This is a genomic window from Mycoplana ramosa, from assembly GCF_041930185.1.
GTDB classification, from domain to species: domain Bacteria; phylum Pseudomonadota; class Alphaproteobacteria; order Rhizobiales; family Rhizobiaceae; genus Mycoplana; species Mycoplana ramosa.
On record NZ_JBHEEW010000005.1, the window covers coordinates 75,337 to 97,078 of the forward strand.

The 21,742-nt window shown below is 64.3% G+C and carries 24 protein-coding genes; 13 read left to right on the forward strand and 11 right to left on the reverse strand.

Translation table 11 applies throughout. From position 1 onward, the window contains the following. Positions 1 to 66: 66 nt before the first annotated feature. A complete protein-coding gene (locus tag JNC62_RS07865; protein ID WP_374837578.1) occupies positions 67 to 1,017 on the forward strand; it encodes a substrate-binding domain-containing protein in 951 nt (316 codons plus the stop codon). 207 nt (positions 1,018 to 1,224) lie between these two features. Continuing rightward, positions 1,225 to 2,277, forward strand: coding sequence for a sugar phosphate isomerase/epimerase family protein (locus JNC62_RS07870; protein ID WP_374837580.1), 1,053 nt, complete (start codon positions 1,225 to 1,227; stop codon positions 2,275 to 2,277). Between the two features lie 4 nt (positions 2,278 to 2,281). On the opposite strand, the gene JNC62_RS07875 is transcribed toward JNC62_RS07870, so the two are convergent. Then, entirely contained in the window at positions 2,282 to 2,917 is a 636-nt protein-coding gene (locus JNC62_RS07875; protein ID WP_374837582.1) for a CatB-related O-acetyltransferase, read from the reverse strand. Between the two features lie 204 nt (positions 2,918 to 3,121). Between JNC62_RS07875 and JNC62_RS07880 the strand changes: the two genes are divergently transcribed. Further along, entirely contained in the window at positions 3,122 to 4,306 is a 1,185-nt protein-coding gene (locus tag JNC62_RS07880; RefSeq protein WP_374837584.1) for a Gfo/Idh/MocA family protein, read from the forward strand. Between the two features lie 186 nt (positions 4,307 to 4,492). On the opposite strand, the gene JNC62_RS07885 is transcribed toward JNC62_RS07880, so the two are convergent. The 4 genes from JNC62_RS07885 to JNC62_RS07900 all read right to left on the reverse strand — a co-directional run bounded on the left by JNC62_RS07885 (position 4,493) and on the right by JNC62_RS07900 (position 7,860). Continuing rightward, the gene (locus JNC62_RS07885; RefSeq protein WP_374837586.1) at positions 4,493 to 5,290 is read right to left on the reverse strand and encodes a DUF1194 domain-containing protein; all 798 of its coding nucleotides are present in this window, start codon (positions 5,288 to 5,290) and stop codon (positions 4,493 to 4,495) included. Between the two features lie 188 nt (positions 5,291 to 5,478). Next, on the reverse strand, positions 5,479 to 6,423 hold the full coding sequence (trhO, locus tag JNC62_RS07890; RefSeq protein ID WP_374837588.1) for an oxygen-dependent tRNA uridine(34) hydroxylase TrhO: 945 nt from the start codon (positions 6,421 to 6,423) through the stop codon (positions 5,479 to 5,481). A 62-nt stretch (positions 6,424 to 6,485) separates the two neighbouring features. Then, positions 6,486 to 7,388: a CHAD domain-containing protein gene (locus JNC62_RS07895; RefSeq protein WP_374837590.1), complete on the reverse strand. Its 903-nt coding sequence runs from the start codon at positions 7,386 to 7,388 to the stop codon at positions 6,486 to 6,488. Continuing rightward, entirely contained in the window at positions 7,363 to 7,860 is a 498-nt protein-coding gene (locus JNC62_RS07900) for a CYTH domain-containing protein (protein ID WP_374837592.1), read from the reverse strand. Before JNC62_RS07900 ends, JNC62_RS07895 begins: the two co-directional genes overlap by 26 nt. A gap of 192 nt (positions 7,861 to 8,052) precedes the next feature. Here JNC62_RS07900 and JNC62_RS07905 point away from each other — a divergent pair, with 192 nt between their 5' ends. From JNC62_RS07905 to JNC62_RS07920, 4 genes are all read left to right on the forward strand, one after another. After that, on the forward strand, positions 8,053 to 8,691 hold the full coding sequence (locus JNC62_RS07905) for a 2-dehydro-3-deoxy-phosphogluconate aldolase (protein ID WP_374837594.1): 639 nt from the start codon (positions 8,053 to 8,055) through the stop codon (positions 8,689 to 8,691). 153 nt (positions 8,692 to 8,844) lie between these two features. Beyond that, complete coding sequence (locus JNC62_RS07910; protein ID WP_374837596.1) at positions 8,845 to 9,558, forward strand: tellurite resistance TerB family protein; 714 nt, start codon at positions 8,845 to 8,847, stop codon at positions 9,556 to 9,558. A 104-nt stretch (positions 9,559 to 9,662) separates the two neighbouring features. Further along, complete coding sequence (locus JNC62_RS07915) at positions 9,663 to 10,352, forward strand: GNAT family N-acetyltransferase (RefSeq protein WP_374837598.1); 690 nt, start codon at positions 9,663 to 9,665, stop codon at positions 10,350 to 10,352. After that, complete coding sequence (locus JNC62_RS07920; protein ID WP_374837600.1) at positions 10,352 to 10,567, forward strand: hypothetical protein; 216 nt, start codon at positions 10,352 to 10,354, stop codon at positions 10,565 to 10,567. The genes JNC62_RS07915 and JNC62_RS07920 overlap by 1 nt, the downstream gene beginning before the upstream one ends. 52 nt (positions 10,568 to 10,619) lie before the next feature. On the opposite strand, the gene JNC62_RS07925 is transcribed toward JNC62_RS07920, so the two are convergent. The 3 genes from JNC62_RS07925 to JNC62_RS07935 all read right to left on the reverse strand — a co-directional run bounded on the left by JNC62_RS07925 (position 10,620) and on the right by JNC62_RS07935 (position 13,354). Continuing rightward, positions 10,620 to 11,693, reverse strand: a complete 1,074-nt coding sequence (locus JNC62_RS07925; RefSeq protein WP_374837601.1) for a nickel/cobalt transporter — start codon at positions 11,691 to 11,693, stop codon at positions 10,620 to 10,622. Then, on the reverse strand, positions 11,687 to 12,328 hold the full coding sequence (locus JNC62_RS07930) for a DUF1007 family protein (protein ID WP_374837603.1): 642 nt from the start codon (positions 12,326 to 12,328) through the stop codon (positions 11,687 to 11,689). Before JNC62_RS07930 ends, JNC62_RS07925 begins: the two co-directional genes overlap by 7 nt. 111 nt (positions 12,329 to 12,439) lie before the next feature. Continuing rightward, positions 12,440 to 13,354 (reverse strand): LysR family transcriptional regulator, encoded by a 915-nt coding sequence (locus JNC62_RS07935; protein ID WP_374837605.1) that lies wholly within the window; start codon positions 13,352 to 13,354, stop codon positions 12,440 to 12,442. 550 nt (positions 13,355 to 13,904) lie between these two features. Between JNC62_RS07935 and odc2 the strand changes: the two genes are divergently transcribed. From odc2 to JNC62_RS07960, 5 genes are all read left to right on the forward strand, one after another. Continuing rightward, positions 13,905 to 15,038: an ornithine/lysine decarboxylase gene (gene odc2 / locus JNC62_RS07940; RefSeq protein ID WP_374837607.1), complete on the forward strand. Its 1,134-nt coding sequence runs from the start codon at positions 13,905 to 13,907 to the stop codon at positions 15,036 to 15,038. Between the two features lie 105 nt (positions 15,039 to 15,143). Further along, entirely contained in the window at positions 15,144 to 15,734 is a 591-nt protein-coding gene (locus tag JNC62_RS07945; protein WP_374837608.1) for a GNAT family N-acetyltransferase, read from the forward strand. 108 nt (positions 15,735 to 15,842) lie between these two features. Then, complete coding sequence (locus JNC62_RS07950) at positions 15,843 to 16,247, forward strand: hypothetical protein (protein ID WP_374837610.1); 405 nt, start codon at positions 15,843 to 15,845, stop codon at positions 16,245 to 16,247. Between the two features lie 398 nt (positions 16,248 to 16,645). Next, positions 16,646 to 17,338 carry an OmpW/AlkL family protein gene (locus JNC62_RS07955; RefSeq protein ID WP_374837612.1) on the forward strand — a complete coding sequence of 231 codons (693 nt, stop codon included), beginning with the start codon at positions 16,646 to 16,648 and terminating at the stop codon, positions 17,336 to 17,338. 260 nt (positions 17,339 to 17,598) lie between these two features. Then, complete coding sequence (locus tag JNC62_RS07960; RefSeq protein ID WP_374837614.1) at positions 17,599 to 18,036, forward strand: glyoxalase superfamily protein; 438 nt, start codon at positions 17,599 to 17,601, stop codon at positions 18,034 to 18,036. 66 nt (positions 18,037 to 18,102) lie between these two features. On the opposite strand, the gene JNC62_RS07965 is transcribed toward JNC62_RS07960, so the two are convergent. From JNC62_RS07965 to JNC62_RS07975, 3 genes are all read right to left on the reverse strand, one after another. Further along, positions 18,103 to 19,092 (reverse strand): WD40 repeat domain-containing protein, encoded by a 990-nt coding sequence (locus tag JNC62_RS07965; RefSeq protein ID WP_374837616.1) that lies wholly within the window; start codon positions 19,090 to 19,092, stop codon positions 18,103 to 18,105. A gap of 58 nt (positions 19,093 to 19,150) precedes the next feature. Next, positions 19,151 to 20,245 carry a CobW family GTP-binding protein gene (locus JNC62_RS07970; protein WP_374837617.1) on the reverse strand — a complete coding sequence of 365 codons (1,095 nt, stop codon included), beginning with the start codon at positions 20,243 to 20,245 and terminating at the stop codon, positions 19,151 to 19,153. A 91-nt stretch (positions 20,246 to 20,336) separates the two neighbouring features. Then, complete coding sequence (locus JNC62_RS07975) at positions 20,337 to 21,131, reverse strand: creatininase family protein (protein ID WP_374837619.1); 795 nt, start codon at positions 21,129 to 21,131, stop codon at positions 20,337 to 20,339. An 81-nt stretch (positions 21,132 to 21,212) separates the two neighbouring features. Between JNC62_RS07975 and JNC62_RS07980 the strand changes: the two genes are divergently transcribed. Further along, a complete protein-coding gene (locus JNC62_RS07980; protein ID WP_374837621.1) occupies positions 21,213 to 21,734 on the forward strand; it encodes a MarR family winged helix-turn-helix transcriptional regulator in 522 nt (173 codons plus the stop codon). The last annotated feature ends 8 nt before the right edge of the window (positions 21,735 to 21,742 follow it).

Here is a 21,742-nt window from a genome sequence, read left to right on the forward strand (position 1 = left end):
GATGCTCAGGCCGGGTCTGCAGGTCTCCCGGCATCGTGGATTGACCTGTTTTTTGGGAGGAACTTTATGCGCAAGAAATTACTGGCTCTGACGGTCGCGGCCGTGGCAGCCTTCGCCGGCACCGGCCACGCCCAGGACAAGAACGTGACGATCGGCGTATCGATCCCCGCCGCCGACCACGGCTGGACGGCCGGCGTCGTCTTCCATGCCGAACGCGTCGCCAAGCTCCTGATGGAGCGGCACCCCGGCCTCAACGTCATCGTCAAGACCTCGCCGGATCCGGCCAGCCAGGCCAACGCCGTGCAGGACCTCGAGACGCAGGGCATCGACGCGCTCGTCATCCTGCCGACCGACCCGGACCCGCTCGTCAACGCCATCAAGGAGGTCAAGGGCAAGGGGACGTTCGTCGCGCTCGTCGACCGTGCGCCGTCCGTCAACGACAACTCGGTTCGCGATCTCTACGTCGCCGGCAACAACCCGGCGCTCGGCCAGACCGCCGGCGAATACATCAAGGCGACCACGCCGGACGCCGAGGTGGTCGTCATCCGCGGCCTGCCGATCCCCATCGACCAGCAGCGTCAGGACGGCTTCGACAAGGGTATCGAAGGCTCCAACGTCAAGGTTCTCGACCGCCAGTACGGCAACTGGAACCGCGACGACGCCTTCAAGGTCATGCAGGACTACCTGACCAAGTATCCGAAGATCGACGTAGTGTGGTGCCAGGACGACGACATGGCCGTCGGCGTGCTGCAGGCGATCGAGCAGGCCAAGCGCACCGACATCCAGTATGTCGTCGCCGGCGCCGGCTCCAAGGAAATGATCAAGAAGGTCATGGACGGCGACAAGATGATCCCGGTCGACGTGCTCTATCCGCCGGCGATGGTCGGCACGGCGCTCGAGATGACCGCCGCCAACTTCTACGGCCAGGTGCCGGTGCGCGGCGTCTACACGATCGACGCCACGCTGATCACCAAGGACAACGCCAAGGACTTCTACTTCCCGGATTCGCCGTTCTGATCCGGACCGGATGACAGTCGCCCGGGCCAAAACGGTCCGGGCGGCTTATTGTCTTCGATCGTTTCCAGCAGGGAAGATCTGGGTTGCCCGGGAAAACATCGTCAGCTTCAGCAGCGTTTCAGGTGCGCGAGGCCGGGCGTCAGGCCCGCAGGCAGGAAAATTCAAGGCGCGGCAGCCGGAAAGGCCCGCGATGGGAGGAGGCAAGAGATGAAGACGATCAAGGGACCGGCGCTGTTTCTGGCGCAGTTCGCCGGCGACACGGCGCCGTTCAACTCCTGGGATTCGATCACCAAATGGGCCGCCGACATCGGCTATCATGGCGTGCAGGTGCCGTCCTGGGATGGCCGGCTGATCGATTTGAAGAAGGCGGCGGAATCGAAAACCTACTGCGACGAGTTCGCGGGCAAGGCACGTGAGAACGGCGTCGAGGTCACCGAGCTCTCCACCCATCTTCAGGGCCAGCTCGTTGCCGTGCACCCGGCCTATGACGAGGCCTTCGACGGCTTTGCCGCCCCCGAGATGCGCGGCAATCCGAAGGCGCGGCAGGCCTGGGCGGTAGAGCAGGTGAAGCTTGCGCTGACGGCGTCGAAGAACCTCGGCATCGGCGCACACGCGACGTTTTCCGGCGCGCTCGCCTGGCCCTTCGTCTATCCCTGGCCGCAGCGTCCCGCCGGGCTCGTCGAGACCGCCTTCGACGAACTGGCCCGCCGCTGGAAGCCGATCCTCGACCATGCCGAGGACTGCGGCGTCGACGTCTGCTACGAGATCCACCCGGGCGAGGACCTGCACGACGGCATCAGCTACGAGATGTTTCTGGAGCGCACCGGCCACCATGCCCGCGCCTGCATGCTCTACGACCCGTCGCACTACGTGCTGCAGTGCCTCGACTATCTCGACAACATCGACATCTACAAGGACCGCATCCGGATGTTCCACGTCAAGGACGCGGAGTTCAACCCGACCGGCCGGCAGGGCGTCTATGGCGGCTACCAGGGCTGGGTGAACCGGGCCGGGCGCTTCCGCTCGCTCGGCGACGGCCAGGTCGATTTCGGCGCGGTGTTCTCCAAGATGGCGGCAAACGATTTTGCCGGTTGGGCCGTCGTCGAGTGGGAATGCGCGCTCAAGCACCCCGAGGATGGCGCGCGCGAGGGGGCGGAGTTCGTCCGGCACCACATCATCCGCGTCACGGAAAAGGCCTTCGACGACTTCGCGGGCGCCGGCACCGACGAGGCCGCCAACCGCCGGATGCTCGGGATTTGAGGGGTCAGGCGGCCCGGAGGGCGGCGAGATCGGCACGTTCGAGCGCGGCGATGTTGCGCTCGATCCTGGCCGCATCCCAGTCCCACCAGGCAATCTCGAGGAGGGCAGAAATCACATCATCGCCGAAGCGCTTGCGGACGGGGGCAGCCGGATTGCCGCCGACGATCGTGTAGGGTTCGACGTCGCGCGTGACGACCGCGCCGGCAGCAACGATCGCGCCTGGACCGATCGTGACGCCGGGCATGACCAGCGCGCCATGGCCGAGCCAGACGTCGTGACCGATCACGGTGTCCTTGAAGGGCAGGTCGGCATAGCCGCCGGTCTCGGCCAGATCGAAGACGCGGAAAGGATAGGTGGTGAAGCCGTCCATCGGATGGTTTGCCGAGCTGGTGATGAAGCGCACGCCGTGGGCGATCTGCACGAAACGGCCGATCACGAGCTTCTCCTGGCTGAAGTCGAAGAGATAGGGAGCAAGTGTGGCGGCCCAGTCGTCGGGGCAGGTGAAGTCGCTGGCATAGGAATAGTCGCCGACCTCGATCCTGGGGTGGTCGATGACATTGCGGAGATAGACGGTGTTCCTGATGACCGTACCGTCAGGTGTCGTGATCGGGTGCGCAAGGATGGGATTGAGCAAAGGCATGGCGAAGATCTCTCGGATGGAATGGATGCCGCCGCCGAGGCGACGGCGTTGATCCCGGATCGGACCGCCTGGAGGGAGGCCGGTTCCGATCGCAGCCGGGTAGCTGAATCGACATCGGCTCCCGCATGCCGGAGCGTGATTTGGCCCAGGCGCATGATTGAAGATGATCCAGCCCCGCGCGGGGAAAGGCAAGGAGGAAACGGAATGGCAATCGAAGGAAGTGCTGTCGAGGCGCGGCAGCCGCGGATCCGGCTCGGCATGGTGGGTGGCGGCGCGGGCGCGTTCATCGGCGCGGTGCACCGCATCGCCGCAAGGCTCGACGATCACTATGAACTGGTCGCCGGCGCGCTGTCGTCGACGCCGGAAAAATCCGTCGCCTCCGGCCGCGAGCTCGGGCTCGATCCGGCGCGTTGCTACGGCAGCTTCAAGGAGATGGCCATCCGCGAGGCGAGGCTGAAGAACGGCATCGAGGCGGTGGCGATCGTCACGCCCAACCATGTGCACTACGAGGCGGCGAAGGAGTTCTTGAAGCGCGGCATCCATGTCATCTGCGACAAGCCGCTGACCTCGACGCTTGCCGATGCCCGGAAGCTGAAGCGGCTCGCCGACGCGAGCAATGCGCTGTTCGTGCTCACGCACAACTACACCGGCTATCCGATGATCCGGCAGGCGCGCCAGATGGTGAGGGACGGCATGATCGGCCCGGTGCGGCTGGTGCAGATGGAATACCCGCAGGACTGGCTGACGGAGAACATCGAGCAGACCGGCCAGAAGCAGGCGGCCTGGCGCACCGATCCGGCGAAGTCCGGTGCCGGCGGCTCGACCGGCGACATCGGCACCCATGCCTACAATCTCGGTTGCTTCGTCTCGGGCCTCGAGCTCGAGGAACTGGCGGCCGACCTCGACAGCTTCGTGGCCGGCCGCCAGCTCGACGACAACGCCCATGTGATGATGCGTTTTGCGGAGAAGGACGGCGTGCGCGCCAAGGGCATGCTCTGGTGCAGCCAGGTGGCGCCCGGGCACGAGAACGGCCTGAAGGTGCGGGTTTACGGCACCAGGGGCGGGCTTGAATGGGTGCAGGCCGATCCGAATTATCTCTGGTATACGCCCTTGGGCGAGCCGAAGCGTCTCATCACCCGCGCCGGCGCCGGCTCCGGTGCAGACGCAGCCCGCGTCAGCCGCGTTCCTTCGGGCCATCCGGAAGGCTACCTCGAAGGCTTCGCCAATATCTATTCGGAAGCCGCACGCGCCATCTACGCCAAGCGCAAGGGAGCGAAGGTCGATCCGGCCGTGCTCTATCCGACAGTTGATGACGGCCTGAAGGGCATGGTCTTTGTCGACGCCTGCGTGCAGTCCTCGAAGAGGAACGGCGCCTGGGTGAAGGTCTGATCGCCGGCTTCGCCTTGCGGAAGGGGCAGGGCGTTTGACAAGGGCAGGGTATGGGGGAGGTGCGACGCGTCCCCCATATGCCTTGTGCTGCGGCAGCCTCGACGCTGCATTCGGCGTCGCTGTCACGTTGTCGCCTTCCGGCTCGATGGACTGCGGTCGGCCTGGAACGGGCAAACAAAGGAAGACCTACTGCCCTATCCGGCGTTCCTGCATCTCTTCGCCCACAAAACAATTGTAGCCCCCGCGGTCGATGACCCGTCTCAGCGGCAATTCGAACGGCTGCAACTCGCTCACCTCCGCCCCCAATATCTCGACGACGAGCTTGCGGAGGATCGCATCGGCAAAATGGCTGACATCGGATACTTTCAGCAAGAAGGCGCCGTTTCCGCCGATCACGCATTCCTCGTAATAGACGTCGAGGTCCGGGATCGATGCCGAATCCAGGTGCATCAGCATGATGGGAAGACCATCGATCACGATGCCCTGGGCGACAGTCGAATTGCGGGCGACGGGTGCGGGAACGCCGGCGTTGTTCGGTCCGTCGCCCGATATGTCGATGACGCGCCGCGTTCCGTGAAAGGGGCTGATCTGAAAGAGTTGCCGCGCAAATATGAGGGCGTTGGAAATCGAGGTGAAGGAAATCCGCCTGATCGGCCGCCGACGCAGGGCTTCTGCGAATTGAGCCGCAGCGCTTGGGCCGTCGATCAGTGTCCACGGCAAGACCTGGACAGCGGAGCCGCCCCATTCGACATAGGTCACGGCAATCCTGCCGAGCGGCCCGCTTTGAACGGCGCTGACGAGTTCCGGCTGCAGGAATGCATCGACATAGCCTTGCCGCTGGATCTGCTGTTCGTGGATCTCCATCGAGTAGGAGACATCCACGGCAAGAACCAGCTCAAGATCAACGGCAACCGGATCAGGTCGGGCGGGAGCGCTTCCCGCCAGAACGCCACAGCAGACAAGAAGTGCGCATCGCAGGTTCATCGCGACAACAGGTCAGAGTGCGTTGATGATACACCTCTACCGCGTGTTCGCAATGCGAGCGTGTGAGGCATAATGCGTGTGGGGGGATCGCATACCCTGCCGGCAGGTCGGCGAAACGTTCAAAGTACGTCCGCAGACCTGTAGGCAAGCGCTTCCGCTTGGACGATGCGCGATGGAAAAAATCGTCGCTATTTGCCGAGGTGCCGCTCGCCGCGCTTGCAGGCGAGGTCCATCTGCTTCTGCCGCTCTCGGAAGCGCGCCCGGTCCTCGTCGGTCCGGCGTGCGAAACAATGCGGGCAGGAGACCCCGGCCTCATAGGTCGACGCCGTGACCTCCTCTGCCGTCAGCGGATGCCGGCAGGCGCGGCAGAGCGTGTGCTCGCCCTCCTCGAGGCCGTGGGTGATCGAGACGCGCTCGTCGAAGACGAAGCAGGCGCCCTCCCACAGGCTTTCTTCGGCCGGCACCTCCTCGAGATATTTCAGGATGCCGCCCTTCAGGTGATAAACTTCGTCGAAGCCCTGTTGCTTCATGAAGGCGGTCGCCTTCTCGCAGCGGATGCCGCCAGTGCAGTACATGGCGATCTTCGGCTTGTTGTGCAGGCCGGTGTGGTTGCGCACCCATTCGGGGAATTCGCGGAACGTCTTCGTCTGCGGATCGACCGCGCCCTTGAAGATGCCGATCGCGGTCTCGTAATCGTTGCGCGTGTCGATGACGATCGTGTCCGGATCGGAAATCAGCGCGTTCCAGTCCTTCGGCGCGACATAGGTCCCGACCACCCTGTTCGGATCGATGTCCTCGACCCCCATGGTGACGATCTCCCTTTTCAGGCGCACCTTCATGCGCAGGAACGGCATTTCGGCGGCCTGGCTTTCCTTGTGCTCGAGCGCGGCGAACTCGGGCTGCGCGCGCAGGAAGGACAGCACGGCTCGGACGCCGGTCTCCGGTCCGGCGATCGTGCCGTTGATGCCTTCATGGGCGAGCAGCAGCGTCCCACGCACGCCGTGGTCCTCGCACAGCGCCTGCAATGGCGCGCGCAGGTCGGCAAAACGCGGCACGGAAACGAAGTGATAGAGGGCGGCGACGAGGAACGATGCCTCGTTCGGCTCCGGAGTGCTGGTCGAGATGGCTGTCATGCCGGCTGGAATACAGCTTTGTGCGCCGCGGCGCAATCGGACCGCTGCGGCAGGTCTCGTGCTCAGGCAGCGTGCCGCCACAACAAGGCGATGTGTTCGGCGTCCTTCCTGGCGTTTTTGGGAAAAAGCATCGCCGCCAGGGGCAGGGCTTCCGCGCGCAGTCGGCCTTCTTCGGCGGTCATCACGGCGATCAGATGCGTCAGGTCCTCCGGCGGGCCGATTTCATGCGGGTGCGCATCGGCAAAGTCGGACAACAGGGCGATATCCTGGTTCTCGCCGAGGAGCGCCGCCAGGTGCTTTGCGTGCCGGCGGGCGCTGGACAGTGCGGCCGGCCAGGCCTGCGCGAGGAAATGGCAATGCACCCAGCGGTCCTGCGTCCGCTTGCGCAGCGAATGGAAACTGTCGGCCGCGCCGGTGTCGGCTGCCTGGCGGAGCGCGAGGGCGGCTTTCTTGCCCGTCCTGCGCCATCCCTCGCCGAGAATGCCAGCACACCGCTTCGGGCCCGCGTCGAAGCGGAAGTGGTCGACGGCGTCGAGGGCGTCGGCGCAGATGGCGATGGCCTCCTTGATCAGGTCGTCGGTCGCTGCCGCGCTGGCAACGGAATCACGGCGGGCGACGAGCCGCTGATGGACCCGATTCACCGCCATGCGCTCCTCTGCCGTCGAGGCCGCATCCGCCAGCCTGTGCGCTGTTTCCACGAGCGAGGTCGCATCCCGACTTTCCCTGAGGTGGCGGCCAAGCGCACCGATCCGCTCGTTTTCCCTTTTCTGAAAGACCCGGTCCGCGGTCGCAATCAGCCGGTACAGGCTTCTGACGCGCTTGAACTGCTTGCGGGCGGTATGGATGGCCTCGTGGGGGCCGTCCGGCCGTTCTTCGAGCACGGTCCTGGCCCGCACCAGATAGCGGGATGCAACCCGTCGCACTTCGCTGTCGAGCGGCTTATCCGCTTTGAGGATGAGGCTCATCAACGGGTCCGGTTGTTGCTGCGGATAAGGCCATTACCTGGTTCGAGTAGCGGTCGTCGCCGGTCACCTCGCGCCCCACCCAATCGGGGATTTCCGGCAGATCGGCCTCGCTGTCGAGCTCGACTTCGGCAATGACAAGGCCGCTGTAACGCCCGCCATACTCGTCGATCTCCCAGGTGAAGCCTTCATGCTCCACTTCGTAGCGAACCTTCTCCAAAACCGTCCCGACGGCATGGCGGAGCATGTCGGTGGCGACCCCGATATCGATGTCGAATTCGTACTCGTCGCGGGAAAGGGCGGTCTTGCCGATCTTCAGCGTCAGGCAGGAACGACCGTCGCCATAGGTGCGCACGCGCAAGGATCGGTCGTCCATGGCGACAAGATAGCCCTGCCTGATGGTGACACCCGCGTCGGCGACATGTCGCCAGCGCTTGCCGGAAACCAGAAACTTTCGCTCGATCTCTTTCGCCATTGCCACTCGCTTTCGCATTGTGGATAGTCGGGCAATAAAACTCTACACGAAGGGGCGCCTCTGACAAGGAGCGAAAGCCGCGGCTTGCGATGGCGCCTCGGATGGCACCTCCACGGTCGCTTTTTTGCTCGACAGCAGCGAAGCGAGGGAGTAATCACCGGATAATTCAATCGTTTTAAAGGTCGTTGCGCCATGTCCGGCAAAACCGAAAACCTGCTTGCCGTGCTCAATCTGCAGCCGGTCGTTCCGGTGCTCGTGGTGGAAGAGGCCGCGAGCGCCGTGCCTCTGGCGCGCGCCCTTGTCGCGGGCGGCCTGAAAGCGATCGAGATCACGTTGCGCACCCCGGCCGCGCTGGAGGCGATCCGGCTCGTGGCAAACGAGGTCGAGGGGGCCGTCGCCGGAGCCGGCACCATTCTGAACGCGGCGCAATTCGACCAGGCCGTCGCCGCGGGCTCGCGGTTCATCGTCAGCCCGGGCACCACGCCGGAACTGCTTGAGGTGGCGGCGCAATCGCCGGTGCCGCTCCTGCCGGGCGCTGCAACGGCCAGCGAGGTCATGGCGCTGCGGGAACAGGGCTACCAGGTGCTGAAATTCTTCCCGGCCGAGCAGGCCGGCGGTGCGGCGTATCTGAAGGCCCTCTCGTCGCCTCTTGCCGGGACGCTGTTCTGCCCGACGGGCGGGATCTCGCTTGCCAATGCAAAGGACTATCTTTCGCTGCCGAACGTGGTCTGTGTCGGTGGGTCATGGGTGGCGCCGAAAGAATTGGTGGCGACGGAGGATTGGGCCGGGATCACCAGGCTGGCGGCCGAGGCGGCGGCGCTGAAAAACTAGCCGGCTAACAAAATCAGCACCGAACGGTTCGCTGCCGGGTGGCGCAAGCGGCGTTCCGCATTCTGCAGCTCGGGTTTGTATTCCCGCCGTCGCGTTCCTATGTCTCAATCCGGATTCAACACGGCCGGCTTCGACACGGCAAGGAGAGAACTGATGTTTGATGCGAAGAAGTTGCTGGACCAGTTTCTCGGCATGCAGGTTCCCGGCGCGGGTGGCACGGTGCGCGAGCGGGCGGGGCAGGCGGGCCAACTGGCGAAGGACAATCCGCTGGCGGCCGGCGCTATCGCGGGAATTCTGCTTGGCACAAAAGGCGGCCGGGAGGTGGCGGGGACGGCGCTCAAGCTCGGCGGACTGGCGGCAATCGCAGGCCTCGGCTACCAAGCCTACAAGAACTACAAGGACGGCCAGGCGCCGGGTGCCGCTCCGCCGGCTGAAAATCAGCCGGAACTGCTTCCGCCGCCTGAAAATTCCGGCTTCGCCACGCAAACTGTCAGCGCCGATTTTGCGCTCACCCTGGTCCGCGCCATGATCGCCGCCTCGCGCGCCGACGGCCACATCGATGACGCCGAGCGCGCCCACATCATGGACAGGCTGAAGGTCTCCGGCATCGGCGGCGATGCGGCCGCCTTTCTGGAACAGGAACTCGCCAATCCGATCGACCTCGACGGCATCGTCGCTGCGGCGAAAACCGAGGAGCAGCGGGTCGAGCTTTACACCGCCTCTCGGTTGACGATCGAGCCCGACAGCCGGGCGGAGCGCGGCTACCTCGACCTGCTCGCCGGCCGCCTTGGCCTGGACGATGCGCTGGTGGACCACATCGAGGCGACAGTCTCCACGGCGAAGGCGCCGGCCGGCCCGTGGGCGTGATCGATCGATCACGACTTTGCATTTGTGTCGCGGCAGGCTCTGGCCTATGACCAGCCGGTCCGGCTCCGGCCGGGTAGCGGGAGCGCAAGACACGGGGGGACACGATGCGAGACCTGAGCAACTGGAAGGCCTGTCCGGCACCTGAGCCGGTGAGGCTGGACGGCCGGTTCGTCCGTATCGAACCCTATGACCGCGCCGAGCATTTGCAGGCACTGTGGGATGCCTTTGGCGGCCTGGCGATCAATCCGTTGCTCAAATACTTCACGCAGGACGATTTCGCCGGCATCGAGGATTTCGATGCGTGGTCCGAAGCGGTCATCAGGTCCGGCTGGGTTCGCGAAGTCATTGTCGACAACGAAACCGGCAAGGCCGCGGGGATGGCGCATTACATGCGACCAGATCCGGCCAACGGGGTTGTCGAGATCGGCGGCATCGCGCATGGCCCGGCGATGGCCCGCTCGCCCGCCTCCACGGAAGCGCAGTATCTCCTCGCCAAGCACATCTTCGAGGATCTGGGCTATCGGCGCTACGAATGGAAATGTCACAACGAGAACGAGCCCAGCAAGCGGACCGCCCAGCGGCTGGGCTTCACCTTCGAGGGTGTTTTCCGCCAGCACATGTTGTCGAAGCATGCAAACCGGGACACGGCCTGGTTTTCGATCATCGACGCCGAATGGCCGGCGCTGGCGCGGTCCTTCGAGCGCTGGCTTTCGGCGGACAACTTCGACGCCCAAGGCAGGCAGAAGCGGAGGCTCGAAGACATCCGTGCGGAAATAAAGGAGTTGGCACCGTAATGAGCAACAATCCGGGCCCGAGCAGCCGTTCCGCTGCCATCGCCGCAGCCGTTATTTTGCTCATCACGGGGCTTGCCTTTTTCGTCCTGCCGAACGTGATGGTCTGGCTCGGCGAGATCTCGCCATGGCTTGCCGCTGCGGCGGGTGCAGCTCTCGTGCTTGCCTTCTTCCTGGTGTTCTGGCTCCGGGCGCGCTACCAGCGCAGGGGCGAATAGCGCGCCGAGCCAAAGCGCACGGGTCCAAAAGCGAAAGCCCTGATCTCGTCGTTCAGCTCTGTAGCGACGCGCCGAGCAATACAAGCCCAAGAACCAGCACCAGTAGCGCCCCGAGGATCTCGATGGCGTTGCCGACGCGGAGGGCGGCGCTGTTGCCGCCAGCAAGGCGCATCGCGGCCCCCTTGGCCGTCACGGCCAACGTCGCCAGCGCCGAGACGGTGATGGCGGTACCGATCGACATGGCGACGACCGACAGGATGCCGCCGAGGTAAAGCCCGTTCAGCAGGGCGAACGAAAGCACGATCAACGCACCTGAACACGGGCGAAGGCCCACGGCGACGATCGCCGACCAGGCTTCACGCAGCGCAAATCTATCCCCCTTCAGCAGCGTCGGGTCCGGCGCATGCACATGGCCGCAGCTGGCACACACCTCGCCCGGCGCATGCGAATGGCCATGATCGTGGCCATGCGAATGGTCGTGATGATGGCCGGCGGCGGTGCCGGAGTGGGTATGATGACGGTGGTCATGTCCGGCGGCATCCGCCTGGGCCATCGCATAGACCTCGACGGGAGCATCGCGTCGGCTCCGGCGCCAGAGCTTGCGATAGAGCAACCACGCGCCGAAAGCGGCGATGAGGGCGTAGCTGGCCGTCTCCAGCGCCATCGTTGCGTCGGTCATCGAAATCGACGTCCCACGCAGAAGGAGGTAGGCGGCGCCGACGAGCAGGATCGCGACCACGCCCTGCAACAGGGATGATAGGAAGGAGAGCAGCACCCCGCGCCGCAGCTCGATCTCGTTTGCGAGCATGTAGGAGGAGATGACCGCCTTGCCGTGACCTGGGCCTGCGGCATGGAAGACGCCATAGGCGAAGGAGAGGCCAACCAGCGTCGAGGCTGCCCAGGGATTGTCGCGCATGTTCTTCAAGGCGCCGGTCATCATTCGATAGAATGCCTGCTGCTCGCTGTTGATCCAGGCGAAAATGCCGCCGAAGAAACCGGTGGTGTTGAAGGCCGGCTCGGCGCTGCCGATCCCGAGCGGCGACTGGGCGTAGGCTGTGCTCAGCCCGGCCAAGAAGAGAAGCACAGCGACTGAGGCGATGTGCGGGATCGTTCGCCGCGTCAGCATGTGACCTCCAGCCGCGTTGCAAAAAGCTTCGTCATGTCGGTTCCGGCCGGGTCGTTCCAGAAATCCGCCGTCAACGTCCCCTGGTTCTGAGCAAGAACTTCGTCAGGATCCGGGCGCACGACCTTGTGCTTGCAGGCGGCGAATTTCTCGCCGACGACAACCAGGTCTCCATCGGTGGCGAAGTCCATTGCCGCATACATCGTTGGATCGTAGACGCCAAAGGTGAGCTTGCCCTTCAGGGCCAGAGCTTCTCCCGGGCTAAGCTTGAAGAACATCAGGAGCTGGCCGTCCTGAAAGTCGACGTTGATGGCGTCGGGCTTGGTAACCTTGATGGTTCTCCCGTCCTCGGTGATGGAGGTGTAATAGCTGAACTCCTCCAGCGATTCGAGCACCGTCTGGCCGACCTCGGCCAACTCGTCGACATCAAGCTTGAGGTTGGAATTCTTGTCGAACTCGAGCACGACGCTGGACGAGAACATCTCATCGAAGCGCCAGACGTTGCGCAATTCGGCGATCGTTCCGTCATCGCCCGCGACGACCTCAAGGCGCGCTTCGGCAAAAATGTGCGGATGCGCAAAGGCCGCGGCCGGCAGCAGCCAGGCAGCGCCTGCGAACAGAAAGGAGGCGGGCTTCATGTGCGCAGGATTCCTCTCGTTTCTGGCATTTGCGGACGCGCGGCAGGGTTAACAGAAATTGGGCCGGATTTGGGGCCCTGGCCAAGGCGCGAATTGTCGCGCCCACCGATTTCAGTTCCGCACATCGGCGCTGGTGCCGTTCTTCTTGAACCAGCTGTGCAGGAAATCGACGAAGGTGCGCACCTTCGCCGGCAGATAGCGGCGATGCGGATAGATCGCGTAAATGCCGCGGTCAGCGGGAAGATAATCATCGAGGATCGATATGACCTTGCCCGAATCGAGGCTGGCGCGGGCGATGAACTCCGGCACCTGGGCGATGCCGAGGCCGCTTGCCGCCGCCCTGACGGCGGAGGCCGGGCTGTTGACCTCGATGTGCCCGCTCACCGGAACGCTGAAATTTGTGCCTTTGGCATCGATGAAACGCCAGTTGCTGTGCGACTTGCCGTTGGTATCGATAACGCAGGGCAGGCGCGACAGTTGCGACGGGTGGTCGATCGGCCCGGTGCGCGCAAGAAAGTCCGGCGAGACGCAGATCTTAAGGAAAAAATCCCCGAGCTTGCGGGCGATCAGTGTCGAATCCTCAAGCCGCGTGATGCGCACCGCCACGTCGAAGCCCTCTTCGACCAGGTCGACGAAGCGGTCGTCGGAGACGATCTCAAGCGACAGTTCCGGATGCTCGCGGCCGAAATCGATGAGCGACTGGCCGATCTCGGCATCGACGAAGGTGCGTGGCGCGGAGATCTTCAGCTTGCCCTTCAGGTCGGTGTTGTTCTCGCGCACCAGGTCGGCGAGGTTGTCGATCTCTTTGAGGATTTCCGAGGCGGTCCGGTAGTAGGTGTGGCCGGCCTCTGTCATCGAGAACTGGCGCGTCGTGCGGTTGAGCAGCAGCGCGCCGAGTTCGTCTTCCAGTTCGCGCACATACTTGGACAGGAGCGCCTTGGACTTGCCAACCTTGCGCGAGGCCGCCGAAAAACCTTCCGCATCCACGACGTCGATATAGGCGCGAATGCGGGTGAGCGTATCCATGTCAGTCCTGGTCCTTCCTTGCGGGCGCACGGTCACGGCGGGGCGTGCGCCGAGGCAGCAGGAATGTCGTAGGCTGGCGAAAAAAATTCAATAGCAACCGCGAAAAACTCTTGATTGCGACGGGGAATCTTCTTATCTCCGCGTCTGCCCAAAGTCGCACGTGCCTGTGGGTGTCCGCCGACCCTCGATTTGGTGAGGATCATCGGTAAGGTACCTGGATCTAACCGCTCCAGTCGCTATTCCGGCCAACCGGGAAATGCGAGGACATCTTGAAGCAACGACGGTGCGGGCCTTTCTGGTGTCTGCCGGCTTTCCATCAGCCGGGGTTACTGAAGAGGCACACCTTCATTGCCGGAAGTGCGGTTGGGTTCTTCCCCGCCAATCCATGGCAGACAAAGCCGAATCCGAGCCTCGGCAGGCTCAGGTTCATCGTTTGGCGCATCGCGCGCATGCTTGGTTCCGGGGTCTCCACCGGCTGGTTCCATCGCATGTTCGCGTCGCCCTTTGTCCTCCGGTTTTTCCGGAGCATCTGTTCACGGGGAATGGCAAGATGACCACTGCACGCATTATCGACTTCCTGAACACGCGACGACCGGACGGCCCCTGCCTCGTGGTCGACCTCGATGTGGTGCGCGACAACTTCAAGGCGTTCCGCCACGCGCTGCCCGACAGCGCCATCTATTACGCCGTGAAGGCCAATCCGGCGCCGGAAATCCTGCGGCTTCTCGCCAGCCTGGGCTCCTCCTTCGATTGCGCGTCCGTTGCCGAGATCGAAATGGCGCTCGATGCCGGCGCGACCCCGAGCCGCGTCTCTTATGGCAACACCATCAAGAAAGAGCGCGACATCGCCCGCGCGCATGCGCTCGGCGTCAGCCTCTTTGCCGTCGACAGCCACGAGGAGGTCGAGAAGGTTTCCCGTGCCGCGCCCGGCGCGCGCGTGTTCTGCCGCGTGCTGACGGATGGCGAGGGCGCCGAGTGGCCGCTGTCGCGCAAGTTCGGCTGCGTGCCGCAGATGGCTGTGGACGTGCTGGTCTACGCCCACCAGCTCGGTCTCGTCTCCTATGGCGTCTCGTTCCATGTCGGCTCGCAGATGACGAAGGTCGACGCCTGGGATTCGGCGCTCGCCGATGCCAAGCGCGTTTTCGTCCAGCTTGCCAAGCAGGGCATCTCTCTGAAGATGGTCAACATGGGCGGCGGTTTTCCGGCAAAGTACCTGAAGGACGTGCCGACGGCGGAAGCCTACGGCCAGGCGATCTTCGGTGCGCTGAAGAAGCACTTCGGCAATCATATTCCCGAAACCATCATCGAGCCGGGCCGCGGCATGGTCGGCAATGCCGGCGTGATCAAGGCGGAGGTCGTGCTGGTGTCGAAGAAGTCGGACAACGACGCGCACCGCTGGGTGTTCCTCGACATCGGCAAGTTCGGCGGCCTCGCCGAGACGATGGACGAGGCGATCCGCTACCCGATCCGCACCGCGCGCGACGGCGACGCGATGGAGCCCTGCGTGCTCGCAGGCCCCACCTGCGATTCGGCCGACGTGCTTTACGAGAAGAACATGTACCCGCTGCCGATCACCCTTTCGATCGGCGACCAGGTGCTGATCGAGGGCACCGGCGCCTACACGACGACCTACTCGGCCGTCGCCTTCAATGGCTTCGAGCCGCTGAAGGCCTACGTGATCTGAAAGTGTTCTGAACCGATCCAGGCGGCTCCCGCGACAAACGGGAGCGCCACCCATAACAAGATCTGATGACCGCTCGTGGCGGCAATTGAAGTTCGGGAGGCCGGGATGGCCACTGTTCTTGGTTCTGTCCGCGCATTCTTTGCGCAATCCGCCTATTCCATCGATCAGGAAAATCCGGGCGATGTCGTCGCGCGCGAGCGCCTGCTCGACCGGGCGATGGGCGAAGCTCGTTTCCGCAACTCCTCCGAAAAACTGCGCCGCGGCCGCGTGCCGGCAGACGGGCTGGCCCTCGTCGCCCGCGATCCGGACGGCTACGTGATCGGCACCGTGCGGCTGTGGAACGTCGAGGCGGGCGTTGATGCCTCGGGAAATGCGGTGCCGGCGCTGCTGCTCGGCCCGCTCGCGGTCGACCCGGAGCATGAGGGCAAGGGCATCGGCTCGGCGCTGATGCGTGCGGCCGTCACCGAGGCGGCGACGCGCGGCCACGGTGCCGTACTCCTGGTCGGCGATGCGCCCTATTACGAGCGCTTCGGCTTTTTTGCTGACAAGGCGAAACATCTTGTCATGCCCGGCCCCTCTGAGCGCGACCGCTTTCTCGCGCTCGAATTGAAGCAGGGCTGGCTTGGCGGCGCGGCCGGTGTCCTCGTTCCGTCCGGGCGCCGGTTTGGTCGCGCCGGGCTTCGCAAGGCGGCCTGACAAACAGCAAGCATCGACAGTAACCTGCAGTTATCGCGATTCTCCCCGGCCGGTGTTACTGTCGGCCGGCGGCGCGAGGGGCGCCGCTTCAAATGGGGGAATCACATCATGCGCAAACTCGATGACGCCTACATCGCTTGCGGGCTGCTCTGGCTCATCTTCGGGATGGCTTACGGGATCTGGATGGGCATCGCGATGCAACTGAACTTCGGCAATTCGCACGCCCACGCCAATCTTCTCGGCTTCGTTGCGTCCGTGCTCTTCGGTCTGATCCTGCGCGCCTATCCGGCGATGCGGGAAGCGCGGTTGGCCCTGCCGCAGTTCCTCGTCTACCAACTCGGCGCGGTGCTTCTCGTGGCCGGCAAGATGCGGATCGATGCCGGCGGAGATCCGACGCTCGCCAAGATCGGCTCGCTCGTCATCATCGTCGGTGCCCTTGGCATGGTCTGTCTCTTCGTGATGCGGCGCAGCGGGCAGGGGGCATTGGACGGCCGAGCCAGTTCGGCTGCCTGACGGCAGCGGACGGTGGGCAACGCGGGCCTGACGGTCCGCAAGCCCTATCCGGGGGAGTGTTCAAGCCGACTGATGATAGGATCGGCCGGCTTGGCACGCTCTGTCTCTTCGGCCTACAGACGCAATGGGGCCGACGCGCGCGTTGGGGGGCTAGTCCTGCGACCCGAATCGGCCGTCGCCGGGTGATCGGCAATAGTCGCCCTTCGGTTTAGCTAGCGTTGCATTGCGCTCATGGCGAGCGCCTGACCTGTTACGAAATTGCAAAGCTGCTCAGCCATCGCCGCGATCCGCAAGGTAACCGGTAAGATATTGATCTGTCTCAATCCCCTTCTCTTGATGGGGGAATAGTCGGCCCGTTGCAGCGGTCTAGCTGCGGATTACCGATGAAGGAGAGACAGATGTCCAAAACCCTGACCCGTTCCATGGGACTCGTTGCGGCCGTGGTTGCCGCGAGTTTCGGGCAGGCAGCCGTGGCCGCCGACCTGGCGCCGCTATCCGAACCGGCGCCGGAAGCCGCTGCCGCGGACCCACTCGGCCCCTGGCAGATCCGTCTCCGCGCCCTGGGCGTGATCACCAACGATTCCGGCCATGTGAAGGGTATTCCCGGTTCCGACTTGTCCTACAGCGACACGGTCGTGCCCGAGCTCGATATTTCCTATTACTTCACCGACAACATCGCGGCGGAACTGATCCTCGGCACCACCTATGCCAGTGTCGACGCGGACGGATCGATCGAGGGCCTCGGCAAGGTCGGCAAGACCTGGTTGTTGCCGCCGACGCTGACGCTGCAGTATCACTTCACCGATTTTGGCGCCTTCAAGCCCTATGTCGGCGCGGGTGTGAACTATACCCTGTTCTACAACCAGTCCGGCAAGGGCAAGTTCTCCGACCTCGACGTCAAGAACGAGTTCGGCGCGGCATTGCAGGTCGGCTTCGACTACATGCTCGATGAACACTGGGGCGTGAACTTCGACGTCAAGAAGCTGTTCCTCGAGCCCGAGTGGAAGGTCGATTTCGACGGCACGTCGCTGTCGGGCAAGGCGAAGCTCGATCCCTGGCTGATCGGGACCGGTATCACCTACCGTTTCTGACGCGCGGCATCTGTGCAGGACCACGCGGAAATGGGCGTGGCCGAGCCTAACGAAGGAGGGGACGTCAGGATCGACGGCCCCTTTGACAGGCGGCGCGCGCGGGTGTATCGGATTGCCACGGGTGAGAGCCCCGGCCGTCCGCAGGCGCAAGCTTTGGTGAAGTCTCTCGTTTCTTAACACGGTTATCCAGCCCTCAAGGCATGCGAACCGGTGGCAATGCGGACCCCCCGACATGACGCATGCAGAGACTGGAGAAACCCATGCGTCCATCGACGCCGCTTCCCGCCCTTGATGGTCTCAAAGAGCAGGCAAAGCGCCTGCGATCGCGCTTTGTCGCCGACGACCAGCCGATCAGCCACTCCCGCGCGCTCGAACTTGTCGCAGCGCAATACGGCTACCGCGACTGGAACACGCTCCACGCCGCAGTCGGCAATCGTCCGCCGTTCGATCCATGGCAGTTAGGCTCGCGCGTGCGCGGCCATTATCTCGGGCAGCCTTTCGACGCGAAGGTGCTCGGCGTCCAGGCGAGTACGCCCGGCCGATACCGGCTGACGCTGCATTTCGACGAGCCGGTCGATGTCGTCACCTTCGAAAGCTTTTCGGCGTTCCGCCAGCGGGTGTCCTGCACGGTCGATGAGACCGGCCGGACCGCCGCGAAGACATCGGACGGCCGGCCACACCTCGAACTGGAATGGTAGGCCCTCGCCCCAGCCGTTCGCGGCACATCATTGATGGTGGCGCCGGCAAATTGTCCGGCGCCATGCTCAGGCGCTGATATCGACGACGCCGCAGTCCCCGACCTCGGAGGCGAAAGCAAGCTGGCGGCCGCTCTGGCTCCAGGCCATCGAGGAGATTGCGCCTTTGCCGGGCCGGCGCAGCAGCACCTCGCGGCTGTCGGCAAAGCGGGCGGCAAGCACCATGCCGTCCGAATAGCCGATCGCGACGACCTCTTCGGCCGGATGGCAGGCGACGGACGTCACCATCACGTCGGCGCGGGTGCCGAGTTCCAGCGGCGCCTTGCCCATCGGTCCGTCCTTCGAGGCAAAGGGCCAGACGATCGCGGCCGGTGCGCCTGAGGAGGCGAGCCACTTGCCTTTCGCCGACCAGGAGAGCGACTTGACCTTGGCGGGATAGCCGGTCATGCGCATGTGACGGGTGTCGGCGCCGGGCTTGCTGTCGAGCTTCCAGCCGTGCAGGGCGTTCTCCTGCATGCTGGTGACGACAAAGCGCCCGTCCGGCGAGAAGGTGACGCCCGTGTGTGCGCCCTTCCATTCGAGATCGACCGGCGCGCCTGCGGTCGCCACCCAATGCAGGGAGACGCCGTTGTAGCGGGCGACGGCGATGCGCAACCCCTTCGGCGCGAAGGCGATGCCTTCGACCGTGCGCTGCTCGGGAAACTCTTTCAGCGTGCCGTCGGCAAGGCGGACGCGGGTGGTGCGGCCCTCGGCGAAGGCGACCGCTCCTTGCGGCCCGGCGGCGACGACGGAAATCCACTTGCGCGGTACGTCCGAAAGCAGTGTTGCGGTTCCATCGGCGGCGATCCGGAACACCTTGCCGTCTTCACCGCCGGTGACGAGCGTGTCGTTCATCTCGTCGCGCACGCAGGCGAGCAACCCGTCATTGGCCTCGGTCACCTTGTGGCCGTGGTCGAGCCGGTGGATCGCGCCGATCGCGGTGGCGAAGAACGGCACGTCGCCGAGAAAATACGTTGCGACGACGTGGCCGTCGAGATCCAGGGGGGCAACGGTCGGCATCAGTTCGTGTCTTTCTTCCGCGTGACGTTGTCCGAAAAACGCTTCGCCCTTTTCGGCGTCATGCTTTCGCCTCGCAGGCCTTGAACGTGCGCTCGATCTTCTCGCGGTCGAGGTCGCGGCCGATGAAGACGAGGCGGCTTTCGCGCTTCTCGCCGTCCTTCCAGGCGCGCTGGTGGTCGCCCTCGACGATCATGTGCACGCCCTGAATGACGTAGCGCTCGTCGTCGCCGGCAAAGGCGATGATGCCCTTCAGGCGCAGGATGTTCGGCCCGTCCGTCTGGGTGATCTTCTGGATCCAGGGGAAGAAGCGATCCGGGTTCATCTCGCCGCCGCGCAGCGAGATCGACTGCACCGTCACGTCGTGGATCGGCGAGGGGCCGTGGTCGTGGTGGTGATGGTCGTGATCATGATCGTGATGGTCATGATCGTGATGATGGTGGTCGTGCCCATGGTCATGGTCGCAGCCGGGGCCGCAGACGTGGTCCTCGTGATCATGGTCGAGGAACTGCGGATCGTTCTCGAGCGCGCGTTCCAAGTTGAAGGCGCCCTGATCAAGCACCTTGGCCAGGTCGATGTCGGAACGGGTGGTGCGATAGATGCGGGCCGACGGGTTGATCGCGCGTACGGTCGCCTCCACCTGCTCCAGCTCTTCCGGAGTGACTAGGTCGGTCTTGTTCAGCAGCACGACGTCGGCAAAGGCGATCTGGTCCTCGGCCTCGCGGCTGTCCTTCAGCCGCAGCGGCAAATGCTTGGCGTCGACGAGCGCCACGACGGCGTCGAGCTCGGTCTTGGAGCGGACGTCGTCGTCCATGAAGAAGGTCTGGGCGACCGGCACCGGGTCGGCAAGGCCGGTCGTCTCCACGATGATCGCATCGAAGCGGCCGGGACGGCGCATCAGGCCTTCGACGACGCGGATCAGGTCGCCGCGCACCGTGCAGCAGATGCAGCCGTTGTTCATCTCGTAGATTTCCTCGTCGGATTCGACGATCAGATCGTTGTCGATGCCGATCTCGCCGAATTCGTTGACGATGACGGCGTACTTCCGGCCATGGTTCTCGGTGAGTATCCGGTTCAGGAGCGTGGTCTTGCCGGCGCCGAGATAGCCGGTGAGAACGGTGACGGGAACGGGCTTTTGCGTGGCGGTATCGGTCATGAGAGCCTCGAGAACGGTCGGGGATGCGGTCGGCACCCGGTTGGCGTCTGATATAGGAGATTGAAGGCGGCAGCGCAAACGCTGCGCGCGCTCAGCGCAGCATCGCCACGTCGAACGCGTTCACGTCCTTGAGCAGTTCGATCAGGCCGGCGACCGCATGGTCCAGCAGTCGTTCCCCGCGTGCGGCTGTCGCGGCGGCTGCGTTGCCGGAAGCACCGAGGGGGTTCAGGTCCGACATCTTCCAGCCGAAGGCGTGCGGGCCATAGGCGCGCAGGTGGCGGAACTGCCTTGCAAAATCCGTTTGCCGCGAGGGGAAGTTCGCAGCCTTGTCGCGCTTCACCAGTTGCGGATGGATTGCGAGCATCACCGACGTCTCGATATCGCCGCCGTGAATATCGACGGCTTTCTGCTCCGGTGCTATCCAGCCGTCTGGCTGGCCGAAGCGGGTCCAACTCGTCGCAACGGCAAGCATCGCGTAACGGATGCGCGCCTCGGTGGCGACGATCGTCATCAGCGGCGAGTTGCCACCATGGGCGTTGAGCATCACGAACTTGCGGATGCCTTGCGCGGACAGGTCGGCGGCGACGCCGAGCCAGCGCTCCACGGCTTCATCATAGGCGAGTGATTTCGTGCCTTCCACGTCAAGATGTTCGGGCGAGTAGCCGATCCGCTCGGTGGGCAGGAAGGTGGCGGGCAGATCCGTCGGGAGTGCGGCGATGAGCCGGTCGACGATCGCGTCGGCGATCAGCCAGTCCGTCTCGAGCGGCAGGTGCGGACCGTGGCCTTCATGGGCGCCAAGGGGAAGGATGGCAATCCAGTCGGCGCGCGCCGCAGCGTCGAGCGTGGGGTCGTTGTCTTGCCAGCGTCTGGCCGGGCGGACGCGCATCGGGCCTCTTCCTGTCTTGTCGTCAACGGGTCGTCTCTGTCATACAAGGTGAGTTCGGCGAAACAAGATCGGCGGGGGCGCATGGGCAAGAAAAAGAAGGACGAGAAGAAGGACAAGGCCCGGAAGAAGGAGCACGCCCCGATCGGGGCAACCGACGTTTCCGGCGCGATCGTCCAGGCCGCACGCTCGATCCGCACCGTCCTCTCCCGAAATCTTCTTTCCAGCGGCCTATACGCCGGGCAGGATGGCGTTATGCTGGCGCTGGCCGACAATGGCGGGATGACCGCGGGCGCGCTCGCCACCCGCCTCGGCGTCAAGGCCCCCACCATGACCCGCACCATCGGGCGCCTGGAAGCGCAAGGGTTTGTCGAGCGCAAGCCGGACACGACTGACGGGCGGCTGACGGTTGTCGAGCTGACGCCCACCGGCCGCGCCTCGCTCGCCCTGATAACGCAAGCCTGTGATCTGAGCGAGCGCCAGGCGCTGGACGGCCTGAGCGACAAGGAGGTCCGCACCCTCCTGAAGCTGTTGCGCGCCGTCGATGGAAATCTGCGGGGCGTCGCAACGCAAGCCGGCGAGAAGGACGTTGCGGAGCAAATTTAAATAGTTTA

What these genes read in the sequence shown, in the direction of transcription:
- JNC62_RS07865 (WP_374837578.1), top strand. Translation starts at nt 67, where the DNA reads ATGCGCAAGAAATTACTGGCTCTGACGGTCGCGGCCGTGGCAGCCTTC.
- JNC62_RS07870 (WP_374837580.1), top strand. Translation starts at nt 1,225, where the DNA reads ATGAAGACGATCAAGGGACCGGCGCTGTTTCTGGCGCAGTTCGCCGGC.
- JNC62_RS07875 (WP_374837582.1), bottom strand. Translation starts at nt 2,917, where the DNA reads ATGCCTTTGCTCAATCCCATCCTTGCGCACCCGATCACGACACCTGAC.
- JNC62_RS07880 (WP_374837584.1), top strand. Translation starts at nt 3,122, where the DNA reads ATGGCAATCGAAGGAAGTGCTGTCGAGGCGCGGCAGCCGCGGATCCGG.
- JNC62_RS07885 (WP_374837586.1), bottom strand. Translation starts at nt 5,290, where the DNA reads ATGAACCTGCGATGCGCACTTCTTGTCTGCTGTGGCGTTCTGGCGGGA.
- trhO (WP_374837588.1), bottom strand. Translation starts at nt 6,423, where the DNA reads ATGACAGCCATCTCGACCAGCACTCCGGAGCCGAACGAGGCATCGTTC.
- JNC62_RS07895 (WP_374837590.1), bottom strand. Translation starts at nt 7,388, where the DNA reads ATGAGCCTCATCCTCAAAGCGGATAAGCCGCTCGACAGCGAAGTGCGA.
- JNC62_RS07900 (WP_374837592.1), bottom strand. Translation starts at nt 7,860, where the DNA reads ATGGCGAAAGAGATCGAGCGAAAGTTTCTGGTTTCCGGCAAGCGCTGG.
- JNC62_RS07905 (WP_374837594.1), top strand. Translation starts at nt 8,053, where the DNA reads ATGTCCGGCAAAACCGAAAACCTGCTTGCCGTGCTCAATCTGCAGCCG.
- JNC62_RS07910 (WP_374837596.1), top strand. Translation starts at nt 8,845, where the DNA reads ATGTTTGATGCGAAGAAGTTGCTGGACCAGTTTCTCGGCATGCAGGTT.
- JNC62_RS07915 (WP_374837598.1), top strand. Translation starts at nt 9,663, where the DNA reads ATGCGAGACCTGAGCAACTGGAAGGCCTGTCCGGCACCTGAGCCGGTG.
- JNC62_RS07920 (WP_374837600.1), top strand. Translation starts at nt 10,352, where the DNA reads ATGAGCAACAATCCGGGCCCGAGCAGCCGTTCCGCTGCCATCGCCGCA.
- JNC62_RS07925 (WP_374837601.1), bottom strand. Translation starts at nt 11,693, where the DNA reads ATGCTGACGCGGCGAACGATCCCGCACATCGCCTCAGTCGCTGTGCTT.
- JNC62_RS07930 (WP_374837603.1), bottom strand. Translation starts at nt 12,328, where the DNA reads ATGAAGCCCGCCTCCTTTCTGTTCGCAGGCGCTGCCTGGCTGCTGCCG.
- JNC62_RS07935 (WP_374837605.1), bottom strand. Translation starts at nt 13,354, where the DNA reads ATGGATACGCTCACCCGCATTCGCGCCTATATCGACGTCGTGGATGCG.
- odc2 (WP_374837607.1), top strand. Translation starts at nt 13,905, where the DNA reads ATGACCACTGCACGCATTATCGACTTCCTGAACACGCGACGACCGGAC.
- JNC62_RS07945 (WP_374837608.1), top strand. Translation starts at nt 15,144, where the DNA reads ATGGCCACTGTTCTTGGTTCTGTCCGCGCATTCTTTGCGCAATCCGCC.
- JNC62_RS07950 (WP_374837610.1), top strand. Translation starts at nt 15,843, where the DNA reads ATGCGCAAACTCGATGACGCCTACATCGCTTGCGGGCTGCTCTGGCTC.
- JNC62_RS07955 (WP_374837612.1), top strand. Translation starts at nt 16,646, where the DNA reads ATGTCCAAAACCCTGACCCGTTCCATGGGACTCGTTGCGGCCGTGGTT.
- JNC62_RS07960 (WP_374837614.1), top strand. Translation starts at nt 17,599, where the DNA reads ATGCGTCCATCGACGCCGCTTCCCGCCCTTGATGGTCTCAAAGAGCAG.
- JNC62_RS07965 (WP_374837616.1), bottom strand. Translation starts at nt 19,092, where the DNA reads ATGCCGACCGTTGCCCCCCTGGATCTCGACGGCCACGTCGTCGCAACG.
- JNC62_RS07970 (WP_374837617.1), bottom strand. Translation starts at nt 20,245, where the DNA reads ATGACCGATACCGCCACGCAAAAGCCCGTTCCCGTCACCGTTCTCACC.
- JNC62_RS07975 (WP_374837619.1), bottom strand. Translation starts at nt 21,131, where the DNA reads ATGCGCGTCCGCCCGGCCAGACGCTGGCAAGACAACGACCCCACGCTC.
- JNC62_RS07980 (WP_374837621.1), top strand. Translation starts at nt 21,213, where the DNA reads ATGGGCAAGAAAAAGAAGGACGAGAAGAAGGACAAGGCCCGGAAGAAG.